The following is a 15,432-nucleotide window of genomic DNA, read 5'->3' as shown; positions in this document are numbered from 1 at the left end:
CAATGCCAAATTACAATATTCCATTTTCACCACCCGATATTACGGAAGCAGAAATTGCTGAAGTAGCGGATACCCTGCGTTCTGGTTGGATCACAACAGGTCCTAAGACAAAAGAACTAGAGCGTCGCTTGTCTCAATATACACAGACACCTAAGACCGTCTGCCTCAACTCTGCGACTGCCGCTCTTGAGTTGATTTTGCGCGTCTTGGAAGTGGGACCTGGTGATGAAGTCATCGTTCCAGCCATGACCTATACAGCTTCATGTAGTGTCATCACTCACGTGGGAGCAACTCCTGTCATGGTGGATATCCAAGCAGATACGTTTGAGATGGACTATGACCTGCTTGAGAAAGCTATCACTGAAAAGACCAAGGTGATCATCCCAGTAGAGCTTGCAGGGATTGTTTGCGACTACGACCGTTTGTTCCAAGTTGTGGAGAAGAAACGTGATCTCTTTACCGCTTCAAGCAAGTGGCAAAAAGCCTTTAACCGTATCGTGATTGTTTCTGATAGTGCCCATGCTTTGGGATCTACTTATAAAGGGCAACCAGCTGGTTCTATCGCTGACTTTACTTCCTTCTCATTCCACGCCGTTAAGAACTTTACAACTGCAGAAGGTGGAAGTGCCACTTGGAAAGCCAATCCAGCGATTGACGACGAAGAGATGTACAAGGAATTCCAAATTCTTTCCCTTCACGGGCAAACTAAGGATGCTCTTGCCAAGATGCAACTGGGTTCATGGGAATACGATATCGTCACACCAGCCTACAAGTGTAATATGACCGATATTATGGCTTCCCTTGGTTTGGTACAATTGGACCGCTACCCAAGTTTGCTAGAACGTCGTAAGGAGATCGTGAACCGCTATGATCGTGGTTTTGCAGGTTCTCGTATCCATCCATTGGCACACAAGACTGAAACTGTCGAATCTTCACGCCACCTCTACATCACCCATGTAGAAGGAGCGAGTTTAGAAGAACGCAATCTTATTATCCAAGAATTAGCTAAAGCAGGAATTGCAAGCAATGTCCACTACAAACCGCTTCCGCTTTTGACAGCCTATAAGAATCTTGGTTTTGATATGGCGAACTATCCTAAGGCTTATGCCTTCTTTGAAAATGAAATTACGCTTCCTCTTCACACTAAACTAAGCGATGAAGAAGTGGATTATATCATTGAGACTTTCAAAACAGTTTCTGAAAAAGTACTAGCTTCATCAAAAAAATTGTAAAAAAGTCTTGACAAAGAAAAAACAAAGTATTAAAATAAATTCAACAAATCAGAAAAGTAACTATTTTTGATCTTCAGGGAGCCTGTGGTGATTGTGAACAGGTGGTTGGAAGTAGTGAAAGTGGGCTGATTTTGAAAATGAATTTGAAACAATGAAAATTCGGTGCGCACACCTTATAGTGCAACTTGTTGTTAGACAAGGTAGAGATGTAAAGGGGAATAGTCCCTTTATAATTGAGGTGGCACCGCGTTACCAACGCCCTCACGCAGAATAATTTTCTGTGTGTGGGCTTTTTCATATCTTGAAATCAATACAGAAAGAGGAAAAATTTTATGACAACTAAAGGTTATTTTGGACAATTTGGTGGTAGTTTTGTACCGGAGCCGATTCAGGCTTTGTTGGATGAGTTGGAAGTGACATTTGACAAGTACAAGGATGATCCAGAATTTTTGGCAGAATTTCGCCATTACTTGAAGGATTATTCCGGTCGCGAAACACCGCTCTATTTTGCGGAAAGTTTGACAGAGCACTTAGGTGGCGCTAAGATTTATCTCAAGCGCGAAGACCTTAACCACCTTGGTTCTCACAAGCTCAACAACGTTTTAGGACAAATTCTTTTGGCTAAACGCATGGGCAAAAAACGAGTAATCGCAGAAACAGGAGCTGGTCAGCACGGTGTTGCGACAGCAGCGGCTGCAGCCAAGTTTGGGATGGCCTGTGATGTCTACATGGGAGCAGAGGATGTGGAACGTCAACGTCTCAATGTTTTCCGTATGGAGATGATGGGAGCAACTGTTCATGCAGTTGAAACAGGGACTCGTACCCTCAAAGATGCTGTTGATGCAGCCTTTGGAGCATGGATGAATGACCTTGAAGCCTTTTATGTTCTGGGATCTGCTGTGGGACCTCACCCATATCCAACTATCGTTCACGAATTCCAAAAAGTCATCAGTGAAGAATTTCGTCGTCAAATCTTAGAAAAAGAAGGTCGTTTACCAGACTACGTTATTGCCTGTGTAGGTGGTGGTTCCAATGCTATCGGAGCTTTTTCTCAGTATGTGGCTGATGAAGAAGTTAAATTGGTTGGGGTCGAAGCTGCTGGTCATGGACTTGATACAGACAAGCACGCAGCTACTATGACAAAAGGTAGTATCGGAATTGTTGACGGTATGAAGACCTATGCAGTCTTTAAGGAAGATGGAGAGTTGGCTCCAGTTTACTCTATCTCAGCTGGATTGGACTATCCAGGGGTTGGCCCAGAACACGCCTACTTTAAAGATTCAGGTCGCGTGGAATATGTGGCTGCGACAGACGAAGAAGCGGTTCAAGCCTTGCTCCTCCTCAGCAAGACTGAAGGGATTATCCCAGCGATTGAAAGCTCACACGCTATCGCAGAAGCAGTTAAACGTGCACCGAAACTAAGTAAAGACGACATTATCATCATCAATGTCTCTGGTCGTGGAGACAAGGACGTAGCTGCGATTGCAGATTACCTAGAAGCTAAAAAATAAAAGATGGAAAAATTACAGTCTTTTCTCTCACAGAGAGCTTGTGGTTGCTGGAAACAAGCAGAGAAAGCTGTAAGGTTGGGTCCATTTGAAACAAGAGAAGAAAACATAATTCTCAAGGGAGTGCCCTTTATCGCACAGCCTGTTACAGAATCTTTCTAAGACAGGAATGAGAGATAGGAGAAATCCTATAATTGAGGTGGCACCGCGAATTTCGTCCTCACGCAAGCTGTTTTGCGTGGGGATTTTTATATGTCTATTATAGGTTCAGCTGTTTAGTTTTAAATTATTGTTCATTAAATAGATTGCTAAAAAAAATTTGCGAACGAAGTGAGCTTTTAAAAGCTGTTTCCCGCCATAGTGGTATCCTATAGAAGCAAATATGCTTCTATAGGACGGAATTTTTGAGAGTAAAATAGTTCGGGGAACTATTTTAGCCTGAGCCTTGAAATAAATGAGCGAGGAGCTCAAAAATTAGGTCTTTCATTTCATGGTTTTCTAAAATCATCCACTGGATAATTTTACCTCCCGTCCGCACTATTTAAGGGAAATAGAAAAAAGACAAAAAATTAAAAATAAGAAACTGAAAGGGAAAATACAATGGAACGAATCATTCATGGAGATGTCTTATCACCAATCTTGGCTTATATGCGTCTAAAGGGGCAACACAAGGTGATCTTAGAGAGTATTCCGAGAGACAAGGAAACCGCTCGTTTTTCTATCTTAGCCTATAATCCTGTTTTTGAGATTAAGTTTGAAAATGGAATCCTCTATCAAAATGATCAAGTGATTAATCGGGATCCTTTGGATTTCCTTTATGAAGTGACTCATAAGAGCCAGCACCATTCAGACCTACCTTTTGGTGGGGGAGCCATTGGTTTTGTTGGTTACGATATGATTTCGCTTTATGAAGAAATTGGTCAAATTCCTGAAGATACAATTGGAACGCCAGACATGCATTTCTTTGTCTATGAGAGTTACATGGTCTTTGACCACAAGAAGGAAAAAATCCATGTCATCGAGGATGCTCTTTATAGTGAGCGTAGCCAAGAAGACTTGGAAGAAGCCTTGAACCAAGTGCTTGAGGAATTACGCATTCCTGCTCCAAATGAATTTGAAGACTTGGATCTATCTCTGTTAGACTTCAAACCCCATATCGCTCCTCAGAAGTTTGAGGAAATGGTGGAAACGGCTCGTGACTTGATACGTAATGGCGATATGTTCCAATGTGTACTCAGTCAGCGCTTCTCAGCAGAAGTGACTGGAAATCCATTTGACTTCTACAGAAATCTCCGCGTGACTAATCCTTCTAATTACCTTTATTTCTATGATTTTGGGGATTATCAAATCATCGGAGCTAGTCCAGAAAGTTTGGTTTCTGTCAAAAATGGCATCGTGACAACCAATCCGATTGCAGGTACGCGACCAAGAGGAGCTACGGATGAAGAAGACAAGGCTTTGGCGACAGACCTGCTTTCGGATGAGAAGGAAACAGCAGAGCATCGAATGTTAGTAGACTTGGGTCGTAATGATATTGGCCGCATCTCTGAAACGGCCAGTGTCCAAGTCACTAAGTATATGGAAGTGGAGCTCTTCCGTTATGTTATGCATTTGACCAGTGTGGTCAAGGGGCGTTTGCTTCCAGAACTCACTGCCATGGATGCCTTGAAATCAACACTTCCTGCTGGAACCGTTTCTGGAGCACCAAAGATTCGAGCGATGAGACGCATCTATGAACTGGAAACAGAAAAACGTGGCGTATACGCAGGAGCAATCGGCTACTTGTCTGCGACGGGTGATATGGATTTCGCCATTGCCATCCGAACCATGATTCTCAAAAATCAAACAGCTTATGTGCAGGCTGGGGCAGGGATTGTCTACGACTCCATCGCCCAAAACGAATACCAAGAAACCATTAACAAAGCAAAATCTATGACTAGAATTGGAGAACTAAGACCATGATTTTATTGATTGACAACTATGATTCTTTTACCTATAACTTGGCCCAATACATTGGGAATTTTGCAGAAGTACAGGTCTTGAGAAATGATGATCCCAAGCTGTATGAAGAAGCTGAAAAAGCAGATGGTCTGGTCTTTTCTCCTGGTCCTGGTTGGCCAGTTGATGCTGGAAAGATGGAAGACATGATTCGTGATTTTGCTGGCAAGAAGCCGATTCTTGGGATTTGTTTGGGTCACCAAGCCATTGCAGAAGTCTTTGGTGGTAAGTTAGGTTTGGCTCCAAAAGTCATGCATGGGAAACAGAGCAATATCAGCTTTGAAGCGCCATCTGTTTTGTATCAAGGCATTGAGGATGGCCGTGCGGTCATGCGTTACCACAGTATTTTAATTGAAGAAATGCCAGAAAACTTTGAAGTGACAGCTCGTTCGACTGATGACCAAGCCATCATGGGGATTCAACACAAAACACTTCCAATTTATGGCTTCCAGTACCATCCAGAGAGCATTGGAACGCCAGATGGCTTGTCTTCTATTCGGAATTTTATCGAGAAGGTTGTAAAGTGAGGAAACTAGGATGAAAGAGATTATTGAAAAACTAGCAAAATTTGAAAATTTATCAGGTGTGGAAATGACGGATGTCATTGAGCGTATCGTAACTGGGCGTGTAACTGAAGCGCAGATTGCTTCTCTCCTTTTGGCTCTTAAGATGAAGGGGGAAACACCTGAAGAACGCACAGCCATTGCCCAAGTCATGAGAGGACATGCCCAACATATTCCAACTGAGATTCATGATGCCATGGACAACTGTGGTACAGGTGGGGACAAGTCTTTCAGCTTTAACATTTCCACAACTGCAGCCTTTGTCTTGGCTGGTGGCGGTGTTCACATGGCCAAGCATGGTAACCGCTCGATTTCTTCTAAATCTGGTTCTGCAGATGTCCTCGAAGCCTTGGGTATTAACCTAGACCTCAAACCAGCTGAACTAGGTAAGGTTTTTGATAAAACTGGAATCGTCTTTCTCTTTGCTAAAAATATGCACCCAGCTATGAAATACATCATGCCAGCTCGTTTGGAATTGGGAATTCCAACGATTATGAACTTGACTGGTCCACTGATTCATCCAATGGCTTTGGAAACACAGCTTCTTGGAATTAGTCGTCCAGAACTACTAGAAAGTACAGCTCAGGTTTTGAAAAATATGGGGCGCAAACGTGCCATCGTAGTTGCGGGACCAGAAGGGTTGGATGAAGCTGGTTTGAATGGAACAACCAAAATTGCACTTCTTGAAAATGGCGAAATCACCTTATCAAGCTTTACTCCAGAGGATTTGGGAATGGAGCGCTACGCTATCGAAGATATTCGTGGAGGCAATGCTCAGGAAAATGCAGAAATTTTGCTTAGCGTTCTGAAAAATGAACCAAGTCCATTCTTGGAAACGACAGTTTTAAATGCTGGTCTTGGTTTCTATGCTAATGGTAAGGTAGCTAGCATCATGGAAGGAGTTGCCTTGGCCCGTCAAGTCATTGCTAGTGGTAAGGCCCTTGAAAAACTCAGACTGTTACAGGAGTACCAAAAATGAGTCAGGAATTTTTAGCACGAATCTTGGAGCAGAAGGCGCGTGAGGTCGAGCAGATGAAGCTGGAGGAAATCCAGCCCCTGCGCCAGACCTATCGCTTGGCAGAATTTTTGAAGAATCATCAGGACCGCTTGCAGGTAATCGCTGAGGTCAAGAAAGCTAGCCCTAGTTTGGGAGATATCAATCTCGATGTGGATATTGTGCAACAGGCCCAGACTTATGAAGTGAACGGAGCAGTGATGATTTCTGTTCTGACAGATGAAGTTTTCTTTAAAGGGCATTTGGATTATCTGCGGGAGATTTCCAGTCAGGTGCAGATTCCGACGCTCAACAAGGACTTTATTATCGATGAAAAGCAAATCATCCGCGCTCGCAATGCAGGTGCAACAGTCATCTTGCTCATCGTGGCAGCCTTGTCCGAAGAACGTCTCAAGGAACTTTACGACTACGCGACAGAGCTTGGTCTGGAAGTCTTGGTGGAAACCCACAATCTAGCTGAACTAGAGGTGGCTCACCGCCTTGGGGCTCAAATTATCGGGGTCAATAATCGCAACTTGACCACCTTTAAAGTTGACTTGCAAACCAGTGTAGATTTGGCTAAACATTTCAAAGATGATTGTTTGTACATTTCTGAATCTGCTATTTTCACAGGGCAGGATGCGGAACGAGTAGCACCATACTTTAACGGAATTTTAGTAGGGACAGCTCTCATGCAGGCAGAAGATGTAGCCCAGAGAATCAAGGAGTTGCAGATTGACAAAGGTTAAAATTTGCGGATTATCTACTAAAGAAGCGGTGGAAACAGCCGTTTCAGAAGGAGCCGACTACATCGGTTTTGTCTTTGCACCTAGTAAAAGACAGGTGACCTTGGATCAGGCTGCTGAGCTGGCAAAACTTATTCCTGCAGATGTGAAAAAGGTTGGTGTATTTGTTTCACCAAGTCGGGAAGAACTGCTAGAAGTGATTGAAAAAGTTGGTTTGGACTTGGTTCAAGTTCACCGTCAGGTGGCAGATGATTTATTTGAGAATTTGCCTTGTGCCAGTATTCAGGCTGTGCAGGTGGATGGAGAGGGACATGTCCCCAATTCTCAGGCAGACTATCTCCTCTTTGATGCCCCTGTGGCTGGGAGTGGCCAGACCTTTGACTGGGCTCAACTGGATACGATTGGACTAACTCAGCCTTTCTTTATCGCAGGTGGGCTTAATGAAGACAATGTAGTAAAAGCAATTCAACACTTTACTCCCTATGCAGTAGATGTATCGAGCGGAGTGGAGACAGATGGACAAAAAGATCATGAAAAGATTAGAAGATTTATAGAGAGGGTAAAGAATGGCATATCAAGAACCAAATAAAGATGGATTTTACGGAAAATTCGGTGGACGTTTCGTCCCAGAAACATTGATGACAGCAGTTTTGGAGTTGGAAAAGGCCTACCGTGAAAGTCAGGCAGATCCAAGTTTCCAAGAGGAATTAAACCAGCTCTTACGCCAGTATGTGGGGCGTGAAACTCCTCTTTACTATGCAAAAAATTTGACTCAGCATATTGGCGGAGCCAAGATTTATCTCAAACGTGAAGACCTCAACCATACAGGGGCCCACAAGATTAACAATGCCTTAGGACAAGTTTTGCTTGCCAAACGCATGGGTAAAAAGAAAATTATCGCTGAAACAGGTGCTGGTCAGCACGGTGTGGCAACTGCAACTGCTGCAGCCCTCTTTAACATGGAATGTACTATCTACATGGGTGAGGAAGATGTCAAACGCCAAGCTCTCAATGTCTTCCGCATGGAGCTTTTGGGAGCCAAGGTCGAGGCTGTGACTGATGGTTCGCGCGTGCTCAAGGATGCGGTCAATGCAGCCCTTCGTTCATGGGTGGCAAATATCGATGATACCCACTATATCCTTGGTTCTGCCTTGGGGCCTCATCCATTCCCAGAAATCGTTCGTGATTTCCAAAGTGTTATTGGTCGAGAAGCTAAACAACAGTACCGTGACTTGACAGGTCAAGATCTGCCAGATGCCCTAGTAGCTTGTGTTGGTGGTGGGTCTAATGCCATCGGTCTCTTCCATCCCTTTGTAGAAGATGAGTCAGTAGCCATGTATGGGGCTGAAGCAGCTGGACTTGGTGTGGATACAGAGCACCACGCTGCTACCTTGACCAAGGGTCGTCCGGGTGTCCTCCACGGTTCTCTTATGGATGTGCTCCAAGATGCTCATGGTCAAATTCTTGAAGCCTTCTCTATCTCAGCAGGATTGGACTATCCTGGTATCGGTCCAGAACATTCTCACTACCACGATATTAAACGTGCCAGCTATGTTCCTGTGACAGACGAGGAAGCCTTGGAAGGATTCCAGCTCTTGTCTCGTGTGGAAGGGATTATCCCAGCATTGGAATCTAGCCATGCCATTGCCTTTGCGGTGAAATTGGCCAAAGAACTCGGTCCAGACAAGTCCATGATTGTCTGTCTATCAGGTCGTGGGGACAAGGATGTGGTCCAAGTCAAAGACCGCTTGGAAGCAGATGCAGCAAAGAAGGGAGAAGCTCATGCCTAAGACACTAACAGAAAAATTGAACGCTATAAAAGCAGCTGGAAAAGGAATTTTTGTTCCCTATATCATGGCTGGAGACCACGAGAAAGGTTTGGATGGTCTAGCTGAAACAATCCACTTTTTAGAAGATTTGGGTGTCTCTGCAATTGAAGTGGGCATTCCCTTTTCAGACCCTGTTGCAGATGGACCTGTTATCGAAGAAGCTGGCTTGCGCAGTTTAGCCAACGGGACCTCTACCCAGGCTTTGGTTGAAACCTTGAAAACCATTGAAACAGAAGTACCACTTGTCATCATGACCTACTTCAATCCCCTCTTTCAGTACGGTGTGGAGAATTTTGTCAAAGATTTGGCAGATACAGCGGTTAAGGGCTTGATCATTCCAGACCTTCCTCATGAGCATGCCAATTTTGTGGAGCCTTATTTGGCAGATACAGACATTGCTTTGATTCCTTTAGTAAGCTTGACCACAGGGATTGAGCGTCAGAAAGAGTTGATTGAAGGGGCAGAAGGATTCGTCTATGCAGTTGCCATCAATGGGGTGACAGGGAAGTCAGGCAATTATCGTGCAGACTTGGACAAGCACTTGGCACAATTGCATCAAGTGGCCGATATCCCAGTCTTGACAGGTTTTGGCGTATCTAGTCAAGCCGATGTAGAACGCTTCAATGCGGTATCAGATGGCGTTATCGTCGGTTCAAAAATTGTAAAAGCTCTCCACGAGGGAGAGCCGATTGAGGACTTTATCAAACAAGCAGTAGCTTACCAAAAATAATCATACAAGCAGCAAGTAAGAGGAAAGGCACAAAAGGAAGTCTTTCCTTTTTCTTTTGCAGGAGGAAGGCTAGTATTCCTGTAGCAGAAGCAAACTGAATCAAGATAAGTAATTCGGTTACGCTAAAGACGAGAGCACAAGAAGCTAGAAAGAGGAAATCCCCTGCGCCCATGCGGATATCGATAAAATGAGCCAAAATTCCAAGGATAAGGAAGAAGACCATGACCAGATTCCAGCCAGAGGAAGCCATGAGGAGTAGGTGGAAAGTCATCCAGACCAGTAAGGGATATTCCTGATGGCGAAAGTCGTAGATGCCCAAGGTCAAACCTGCAGTGATTAGGATTACTTGACTCAAGGAAAGTAATCCCCAAGAGTAAGATAGAAATAGGAGACCTAAGCCTAGTTCCAAAAGGGCATACCAGACTGGATAAGGAGCTTTGCAGTAGCGACAGTGAAAGCGATTGAACACCTGTGAGAGAATCGGAATCAAATCTAAGGGACGCAAGCGAGTCTGACAGGAATCACAGTGACTAGCCGGTCGGATAATGGAATGTTCTGGGAAACGGTCAATGACCAAACCAAGAAAGGAAGCGAGAATGCTCCCGACAAGAAAAAAATAAATATCAATCATACTTATCTATTCGTAAAAAATAGGAGAAGTAGTATAATGGAGAAACATAGATAAGATGGTGAGGCAAAGATGACAATTCGTTTTGAAGAAAAGGTGAGTATAGAAAACGCTCAATTCGTATGCCAATGGTCCAACTCCCTCGGCAAATCCTTTCAAGAACAATGGATGGGACCAATGATTCCTTTTCCCTTGACAATTCAAGTTTTGCAAGATTTGGAAGGAATCTTTTCAATCTTTGAAGGACGAGAGTTTGTCGGGCTTATACAGAAAATCAGGCTAGAAGACAGTAATCTTCATATCGGGAGATTTTTTATCAACCCCCAGAAACAGGGGCAAGGCTTAGGTAGCCAGGCTTTAAGGAAATTTGTTAGTTTGGCCTTTGAAAATGAAGACATAGATACTATTTCTCTAAATGTTTACGAGGCAAATCACACAGCTTACAATCTTTACCAAAAAGAAGGATTTGAAATCGTTCAAATGGTTGAAACACCTATACGAAAATACATTATGAAAAAGGGGAGATAGAAAGCAAATAGCCTTGAAATCAATGTTGACTGCGATTATGAACCTGAATCAGCCCCTCAAAAGGGACTGTATATGAATGAACGTTACCGGTGTTTAAAAACTAAAGAATATCAGGCACTTTTATCTTTCAAGGGTTGACAAATTTTCGCTAAACGTAAGATTGATATGAAATCTGTCTTTGGGCAGATAAAGGTTTGTTTGGATTATAAGAGATGTCATCTGAGAGGTAAGCGTCAAGTGAGAATTGACATGGGATTCGTACTCACGGTCAACAACCTGCTGAAATATAATAAGAGAAAGAGGCGAAATTAAAAAGCTAGAGTTCCGCAATTGGAAATCTCTAGCTTTTTGTTTTCTGAGAATCATCTTGACTCAGACTTTTTTGACTAATGTTACTAAAAAGATAAAGTAGCTTTTAGCCTTATTTATCGTCGCCACTCAGCATGTTTTTGATACCTTCTACAGCACCTTCTACAGCGTCTTTGGCATCTTCAGCAACTTCTTTTACTTTAGAAACAACTTTTTCAGCTGCTCCTTCTTTTTCCATTTTTTCATCACCGATGGCTTTCCCAACACCTTCTTTAATAGAACCTTTAGCTTGATTTAATTTTTCTTCTACTGACATGATAATTTCTCCTGTTATATTTATTTTATCTTAGTTTACACGAGTTTTTTCGTGAGATACTACACCAGTTGCTGCACCTTTAACAGCTTCTACACCTTCGCTAACTTTTTCTTGAACAGTTGAGAAACCAGATCCAAGACCAGATTTAGCTTTTTCGAATTGTTCTGAAGCGAATTCTCCTGTTGATTCAGCAACGTCAGATACGCGATCTTGAAGGCTTACTGAGTCTGCTTCATGTTGTTCTTTAGTTTTGATGTCGACAACGTTTACGTTGATTTCAACAACTTCCAAGTCAGTCATTTTAGCAACTTCTGAAGATACGATTTCTCTGATTTCTGAATATAAAGCTGGAACATTTTTTTGGTACTCAGCAATAATGTTTAAGTCAACTGCGACTTGTGTTTTACCAACTTCTACGTTAACACCACTTGTTACGTCATCGCTGTTAACGATTTTTTCTTTAAGATTTGAGAAGAAACCACCGTCGATTCCCAAAAGACCTGAAACGTTCTCTAGTGACAGACCAATGATTTTTTGGATAACTTTATCTTCGTAAGTAAGTTCCCCTTTGATTTCGTGAGCTACAGCAGTAGCATCTTTCTTTTCTACGTTAGTGTTAATGTTTTTTTCGTTTGACATATGAAACTCCTTTAATTAAATTAGTAATTTTTATTTATCTATATAGTTTTTTTCGATATATAATCCAGCTGCAACTCCCAGTACTCCTAAAATCAATACAAATATTGTTTTGAAGAAGCCAAAGGAGATAATCAAACAAGCGAGAAATACGCCTATGAGACCAGTGATAATTGGATATCGATATTGTTTAAGCCATTCCATTTTTTACTTCCTTACTTCACACGACTAACAGTCTTTTTGTTTTGAGGTTTTGGTTTAGGCTGGTAGTCTTTTACTAGAACTTCTAGTTTCACCTGACGCTCAATACCAAAAAACTGCTTCAATCCATTAGTTATTTCATTTTGAATTAGTTGGCATCTGTCAGCGATGTTGTCCGCAGGAAGAATTTTACCTTCTACATGAACGAAACATTTATTTTTTCGTAAATTTACATGAACAGTTGGGTTCTTGATCAATCCATGATCACTTACCAAACTTCTAACAAAACCTTCGATTGCAGAATTCTTTAATTTTAATGTATCGTTTTTAGTTTCAAGTTGAATTTCCAAATAACGTTTAGGATAAAACAACACAACTAACATCGATAACAAAACTAAAGTTGATAGAGCCACTATCCCCCAGAATATATATCTAGAGAGATAGAATTCAACGAAATGATTCTGTCTCCAGCTAAATAGCTGAATGCCTAGATCACTAACTTGATGATAATCTATCAAAACAGGAAGGAAAATTGTCAAGATTAAAATACAGAAAATAATGAAACATATTTTCTTTGCTTTTGACATATACAATCCTTTCGATTTAACATTAAACTATTTTTACCGTCATTGATTTAAAAATAGTTTATTCTACAAGTAATTATTTTTTACCTGTAAAGAATGATACTACAGTAACAACAATTGCTACTCCTGCAATAGATGGGATCAAAGCCATTCCAGCGATGGATGGGCCCCAACTACCTAAGAGGGATTATCCTACAGATGACCCGACTAAACCAGCGAATACATTTGCGACGATTCCCATAGAACTACTTTTTTAGTGATTCTACCTGCTACAAGTCCAATAAGACCTCCAGCAATGATAGACCACAACATTGCTTACCCTCCTTTTTTATTTTAATATCAAAAAATAAATCAATTCCTTTGATTGTTGTTATTATATAATTTTAATACAAAATAATCAATTATTTTGATTATTATATAATTTTAATATAAAAAAATCAAATTCTTTGATTGTTGCTATTATATAATTTTTAAAATTAAAAATATAATCTTTCGACTTGAATTTGATTCTGTATTCACGCCCTCAATAGACGGTAAAATAAGAAAATTGTTTATATATTGCCTCCGTAGTGTTATTATACGAAATAAAGGATCTTAGTAAAAGTCGTTACAGCATGTTATACCTATTCTTTGTGGTATAATTGCAAGAGGTTTAATCCGATAATTTATAAAGAGAGAAAGACATTCATGAGAGATTTATTATCTAAAAAAAGTCATAGGCAATTAGAATTATTAGAATTATTATTTGAACATAAACGTTGGTTTCATCGTTCTGAACTAGCAGAGTTATTAAATTGTACAGAACGTGCAGTCAAAGATGATCTATCCCATGTTAAATCTGCTTTTCCTGACTTGATTTTTCATTCTTCTACTAATGGTATACGCATTATTAATACCGATGATAGTGATATTGAAATGGTTTACCATCATTTCTTTAAACATTCAACTCATTTTTCGATTTTAGAATTCATCTTCTTTAATGAAGGTTGTCAAGCCGAGAGTATTTGTAAAGAATTTTATATCAGTTCATCTTCGCTCTATCGTATTATTAGCCAAATCAATAAAGTGATTAAAAAGCAATTTCAATTTGAAATCAGTCTGACCCCTGTTCAAATCATTGGAAATGAGAGAGATATTCGTTACTTTTTTGCACAATATTTTTCAGAAAAATATTATTTCCTAGAATGGCCATTTGAAAATTTTTCATCAGAGCCCCTATCTCAATTGTTAGAATTGGTTTATAAGGAAACAAGCTTTCCAATGAATTTGTCAACTCATAGAATGCTAAAGTTGCTCCTAGTTACGAACCTATATAGAATAAAGTTTGGTCATTTCATGGAAGTAGAGAAAGACTCTTTTAACGATCAAAGTTTGGATTTTTTAATGCAGGCAGAAGGAATAGAAGGTGTTGCTAAGAATTTTGAATTAGAATACAATATCTCTTTAGATGAAGAAGTTGTTTGCCAATTATTTGTGTCTTACTTTCAAAAAATGTTTTTCATAGATGAAAGTCTCTTTATGAAATGCGTAAAAAAGGATAGCTATGTTGAAAAATCTTACCATCTATTGAGTGATTCTATTGATCAGATTTCAGTCAAGTATCAGATTGAGATTGAGAATAAGGATAATCTGATTTGGCATCTGCATAATACCGCACATCTGTATCGTCAAGAGTTGTCCACTGAGTTTATTTTATTTGATCAAAAAGGGAATACAATCAGGAATTTTCAAAATATTTTCCCTAAATTTGTTTCAGATGTAAAAAAAGAGCTTTCTCATTATTTAGAGACTCTTGAAGTTTGTTCTAGTTCAATGATGGTAAATCATCTATCTTATACCTTCATCACTCATACCAAACATTTGGTGCTTAATCTACTACAAAATCAGCCAAAGCTGAAGGTTCTGGTTATGAGTAATTTTGATCAGTATCATGCAAAATCCGTTGCAGAGACACTTTCTTATTATTGCAGCAACAATTTTGAACTTGAAGTTTGGACTGAATTAGAATTATCAAAGGAATCTTTAGAAGAATCGCCTTATGATATCATCATTTCTAATTTTATTATTCCTCCGATTGAAAATAAGAGACTGATCTATTCAAATAATATAAACACGGTCTCACTCATATCTTTGTTAAATGCCATGATGTTTATTCGATTAGATTAGTAACCTAAAATAAAAAATGCTATTTCGCGTTTTGAACTGTACCTCAAAAGTTAGACAGAAAAAATCTAATTTTTGGGGTGTTTTTATTAAGAAAAGACCTTCAGTCATTTAAGTAAAATGTACATCTAGAGTCATAGTCCTCTAAAACTCTTGCTTTTTTTGTAGAAGATACGAAAAAAACCTTGATTCCAAGGCTTTTCCTGTTGTATGTAGATGCCCCCTACATGGATTTGTAAGAACTTTTCATATTGAAAATAAACAAAAATGTTGAAATATAGCTGATTTTAGGGAAATACTTTTAGGTGTTTTCAATGTCAGGATTTAAAAATGGGGCAAAAGTGGGGCAAAAACGAATGACTCGTATTTGGTTTGAAAACCTATAATACCTAATGATTATGCTATTCTAGATATATAGTTTTGTTATAAATAAATGTCAGTGCGAGATCAAATTGGAGGATAAAATG

Annotated in this window: 17 protein-coding genes, 1 pseudogene and 2 other annotated features; of the genes and pseudogenes, 12 read left to right on the top strand and 6 right to left on the bottom strand. The window is 40.2% G+C overall.

Annotated features, from left to right (window positions below):
• Window positions 1-2: 2 nt before the first annotated feature.
• The 9 genes from MK482_RS07650 to trpA all read left to right on the top strand — a co-directional run bounded on the left by MK482_RS07650 (window position 3) and on the right by trpA (window position 9,600).
• Window positions 3-1,232 (top strand): DegT/DnrJ/EryC1/StrS family aminotransferase, encoded by a 1,230-nt coding sequence (locus MK482_RS07650; protein WP_268718410.1) that lies wholly within the window; start codon window positions 3-5, stop codon window positions 1,230-1,232.
• A 34-nt stretch (window positions 1,233-1,266) separates the two neighbouring features.
• Window positions 1,267-1,498 (top strand) — a binding site (T-box leader).
• Between the two features lie 66 nt (window positions 1,499-1,564).
• Window positions 1,565-2,743, top strand: a complete 1,179-nt coding sequence (gene trpB, locus MK482_RS07645; protein ID WP_268718409.1) for a tryptophan synthase subunit beta — start codon at window positions 1,565-1,567, stop codon at window positions 2,741-2,743.
• Window positions 2,734-2,965, top strand: a binding site (T-box leader). It overlaps the preceding gene by 10 nt.
• A gap of 375 nt (window positions 2,966-3,340) precedes the next feature.
• Window positions 3,341-4,702 (top strand): anthranilate synthase component I, encoded by a 1,362-nt coding sequence (trpE, locus tag MK482_RS07640; RefSeq protein WP_268718408.1) that lies wholly within the window; start codon window positions 3,341-3,343, stop codon window positions 4,700-4,702.
• Complete coding sequence (locus MK482_RS07635; RefSeq protein ID WP_125386827.1) at window positions 4,699-5,265, top strand: aminodeoxychorismate/anthranilate synthase component II; 567 nt, start codon at window positions 4,699-4,701, stop codon at window positions 5,263-5,265. The genes trpE and MK482_RS07635 overlap by 4 nt, the downstream gene beginning before the upstream one ends.
• Window positions 5,266-5,275: 10 nt before the next feature.
• Window positions 5,276-6,280 carry an anthranilate phosphoribosyltransferase gene (gene trpD / locus MK482_RS07630; protein WP_268718407.1) on the top strand — a complete coding sequence of 335 codons (1,005 nt, stop codon included), beginning with the start codon at window positions 5,276-5,278 and terminating at the stop codon, window positions 6,278-6,280.
• On the top strand, window positions 6,277-7,044 hold the full coding sequence (gene trpC, locus MK482_RS07625; protein ID WP_268718406.1) for an indole-3-glycerol phosphate synthase TrpC: 768 nt from the start codon (window positions 6,277-6,279) through the stop codon (window positions 7,042-7,044). The genes trpD and trpC overlap by 4 nt, the downstream gene beginning before the upstream one ends.
• Entirely contained in the window at window positions 7,031-7,630 is a 600-nt protein-coding gene (locus tag MK482_RS07620) for a phosphoribosylanthranilate isomerase (RefSeq protein ID WP_033688234.1), read from the top strand. The genes trpC and MK482_RS07620 overlap by 14 nt, the downstream gene beginning before the upstream one ends.
• Window positions 7,608-8,831, top strand: a complete 1,224-nt coding sequence (trpB, locus tag MK482_RS07615) for a tryptophan synthase subunit beta (RefSeq protein ID WP_000331265.1) — start codon at window positions 7,608-7,610, stop codon at window positions 8,829-8,831. Before MK482_RS07620 ends, trpB (MK482_RS07615) begins: the two co-directional genes overlap by 23 nt.
• The gene (gene trpA, locus MK482_RS07610; protein ID WP_268718405.1) at window positions 8,824-9,600 is read left to right on the top strand and encodes a tryptophan synthase subunit alpha; all 777 of its coding nucleotides are present in this window, start codon (window positions 8,824-8,826) and stop codon (window positions 9,598-9,600) included. Before trpB (MK482_RS07615) ends, trpA begins: the two co-directional genes overlap by 8 nt.
• Here the strand turns inward: trpA and MK482_RS07605 are convergent.
• A complete protein-coding gene (locus tag MK482_RS07605; protein WP_268718404.1) occupies window positions 9,572-10,231 on the bottom strand; it encodes a prepilin peptidase in 660 nt (219 codons plus the stop codon). The two genes, trpA and MK482_RS07605, sit on opposite strands and share 29 nt — an antisense overlap.
• Before the next feature lie 69 nt (window positions 10,232-10,300).
• Here MK482_RS07605 and MK482_RS07600 point away from each other — a divergent pair, with 69 nt between their 5' ends.
• Window positions 10,301-10,756 (top strand): GNAT family N-acetyltransferase, encoded by a 456-nt coding sequence (locus MK482_RS07600; protein ID WP_268718403.1) that lies wholly within the window; start codon window positions 10,301-10,303, stop codon window positions 10,754-10,756.
• Between the two features lie 165 nt (window positions 10,757-10,921).
• Window positions 10,922-11,068: a hypothetical protein gene (locus MK482_RS07595; RefSeq protein ID WP_268718402.1), complete on the top strand. Its 147-nt coding sequence runs from the start codon at window positions 10,922-10,924 to the stop codon at window positions 11,066-11,068.
• Window positions 11,069-11,177: 109 nt separating this feature from the next.
• On the opposite strand, the gene MK482_RS07590 is transcribed toward MK482_RS07595, so the two are convergent.
• From MK482_RS07590 to MK482_RS07570, 5 genes and pseudogenes are all read right to left on the bottom strand, one after another.
• On the bottom strand, window positions 11,178-11,381 hold the full coding sequence (locus MK482_RS07590; protein ID WP_000109954.1) for a CsbD family protein: 204 nt from the start codon (window positions 11,379-11,381) through the stop codon (window positions 11,178-11,180).
• 30 nt (window positions 11,382-11,411) lie between these two features.
• Window positions 11,412-12,020 carry an Asp23/Gls24 family envelope stress response protein gene (locus tag MK482_RS07585; RefSeq protein ID WP_000064110.1) on the bottom strand — a complete coding sequence of 203 codons (609 nt, stop codon included), beginning with the start codon at window positions 12,018-12,020 and terminating at the stop codon, window positions 11,412-11,414.
• A gap of 30 nt (window positions 12,021-12,050) precedes the next feature.
• Window positions 12,051-12,221: a DUF2273 domain-containing protein gene (locus MK482_RS07580; RefSeq protein ID WP_268718401.1), complete on the bottom strand. Its 171-nt coding sequence runs from the start codon at window positions 12,219-12,221 to the stop codon at window positions 12,051-12,053.
• Between the two features lie 11 nt (window positions 12,222-12,232).
• On the bottom strand, window positions 12,233-12,805 hold the full coding sequence (amaP, locus tag MK482_RS07575) for an alkaline shock response membrane anchor protein AmaP (protein WP_268718400.1): 573 nt from the start codon (window positions 12,803-12,805) through the stop codon (window positions 12,233-12,235).
• A gap of 73 nt (window positions 12,806-12,878) precedes the next feature.
• Window positions 12,879-13,114: pseudogene (locus tag MK482_RS07570) on the bottom strand (GlsB/YeaQ/YmgE family stress response membrane protein).
• A gap of 375 nt (window positions 13,115-13,489) precedes the next feature.
• Here MK482_RS07570 and mgaSpn point away from each other — a divergent pair.
• Window positions 13,490-14,968, top strand: coding sequence for a virulence factor transcriptional regulator MgaSpn (gene mgaSpn, locus MK482_RS07565; RefSeq protein ID WP_061590425.1), 1,479 nt, complete (start codon window positions 13,490-13,492; stop codon window positions 14,966-14,968).
• Window positions 14,969-15,432 lie beyond the last annotated feature (464 nt).

It is taken from the genome of Streptococcus mitis (genome assembly GCF_026782865.1).
GTDB lineage: Bacteria > Bacillota > Bacilli > Lactobacillales > Streptococcaceae > Streptococcus > Streptococcus mitis_CG.
This window is presented reverse-complemented; position numbering and strand designations above follow the sequence as displayed.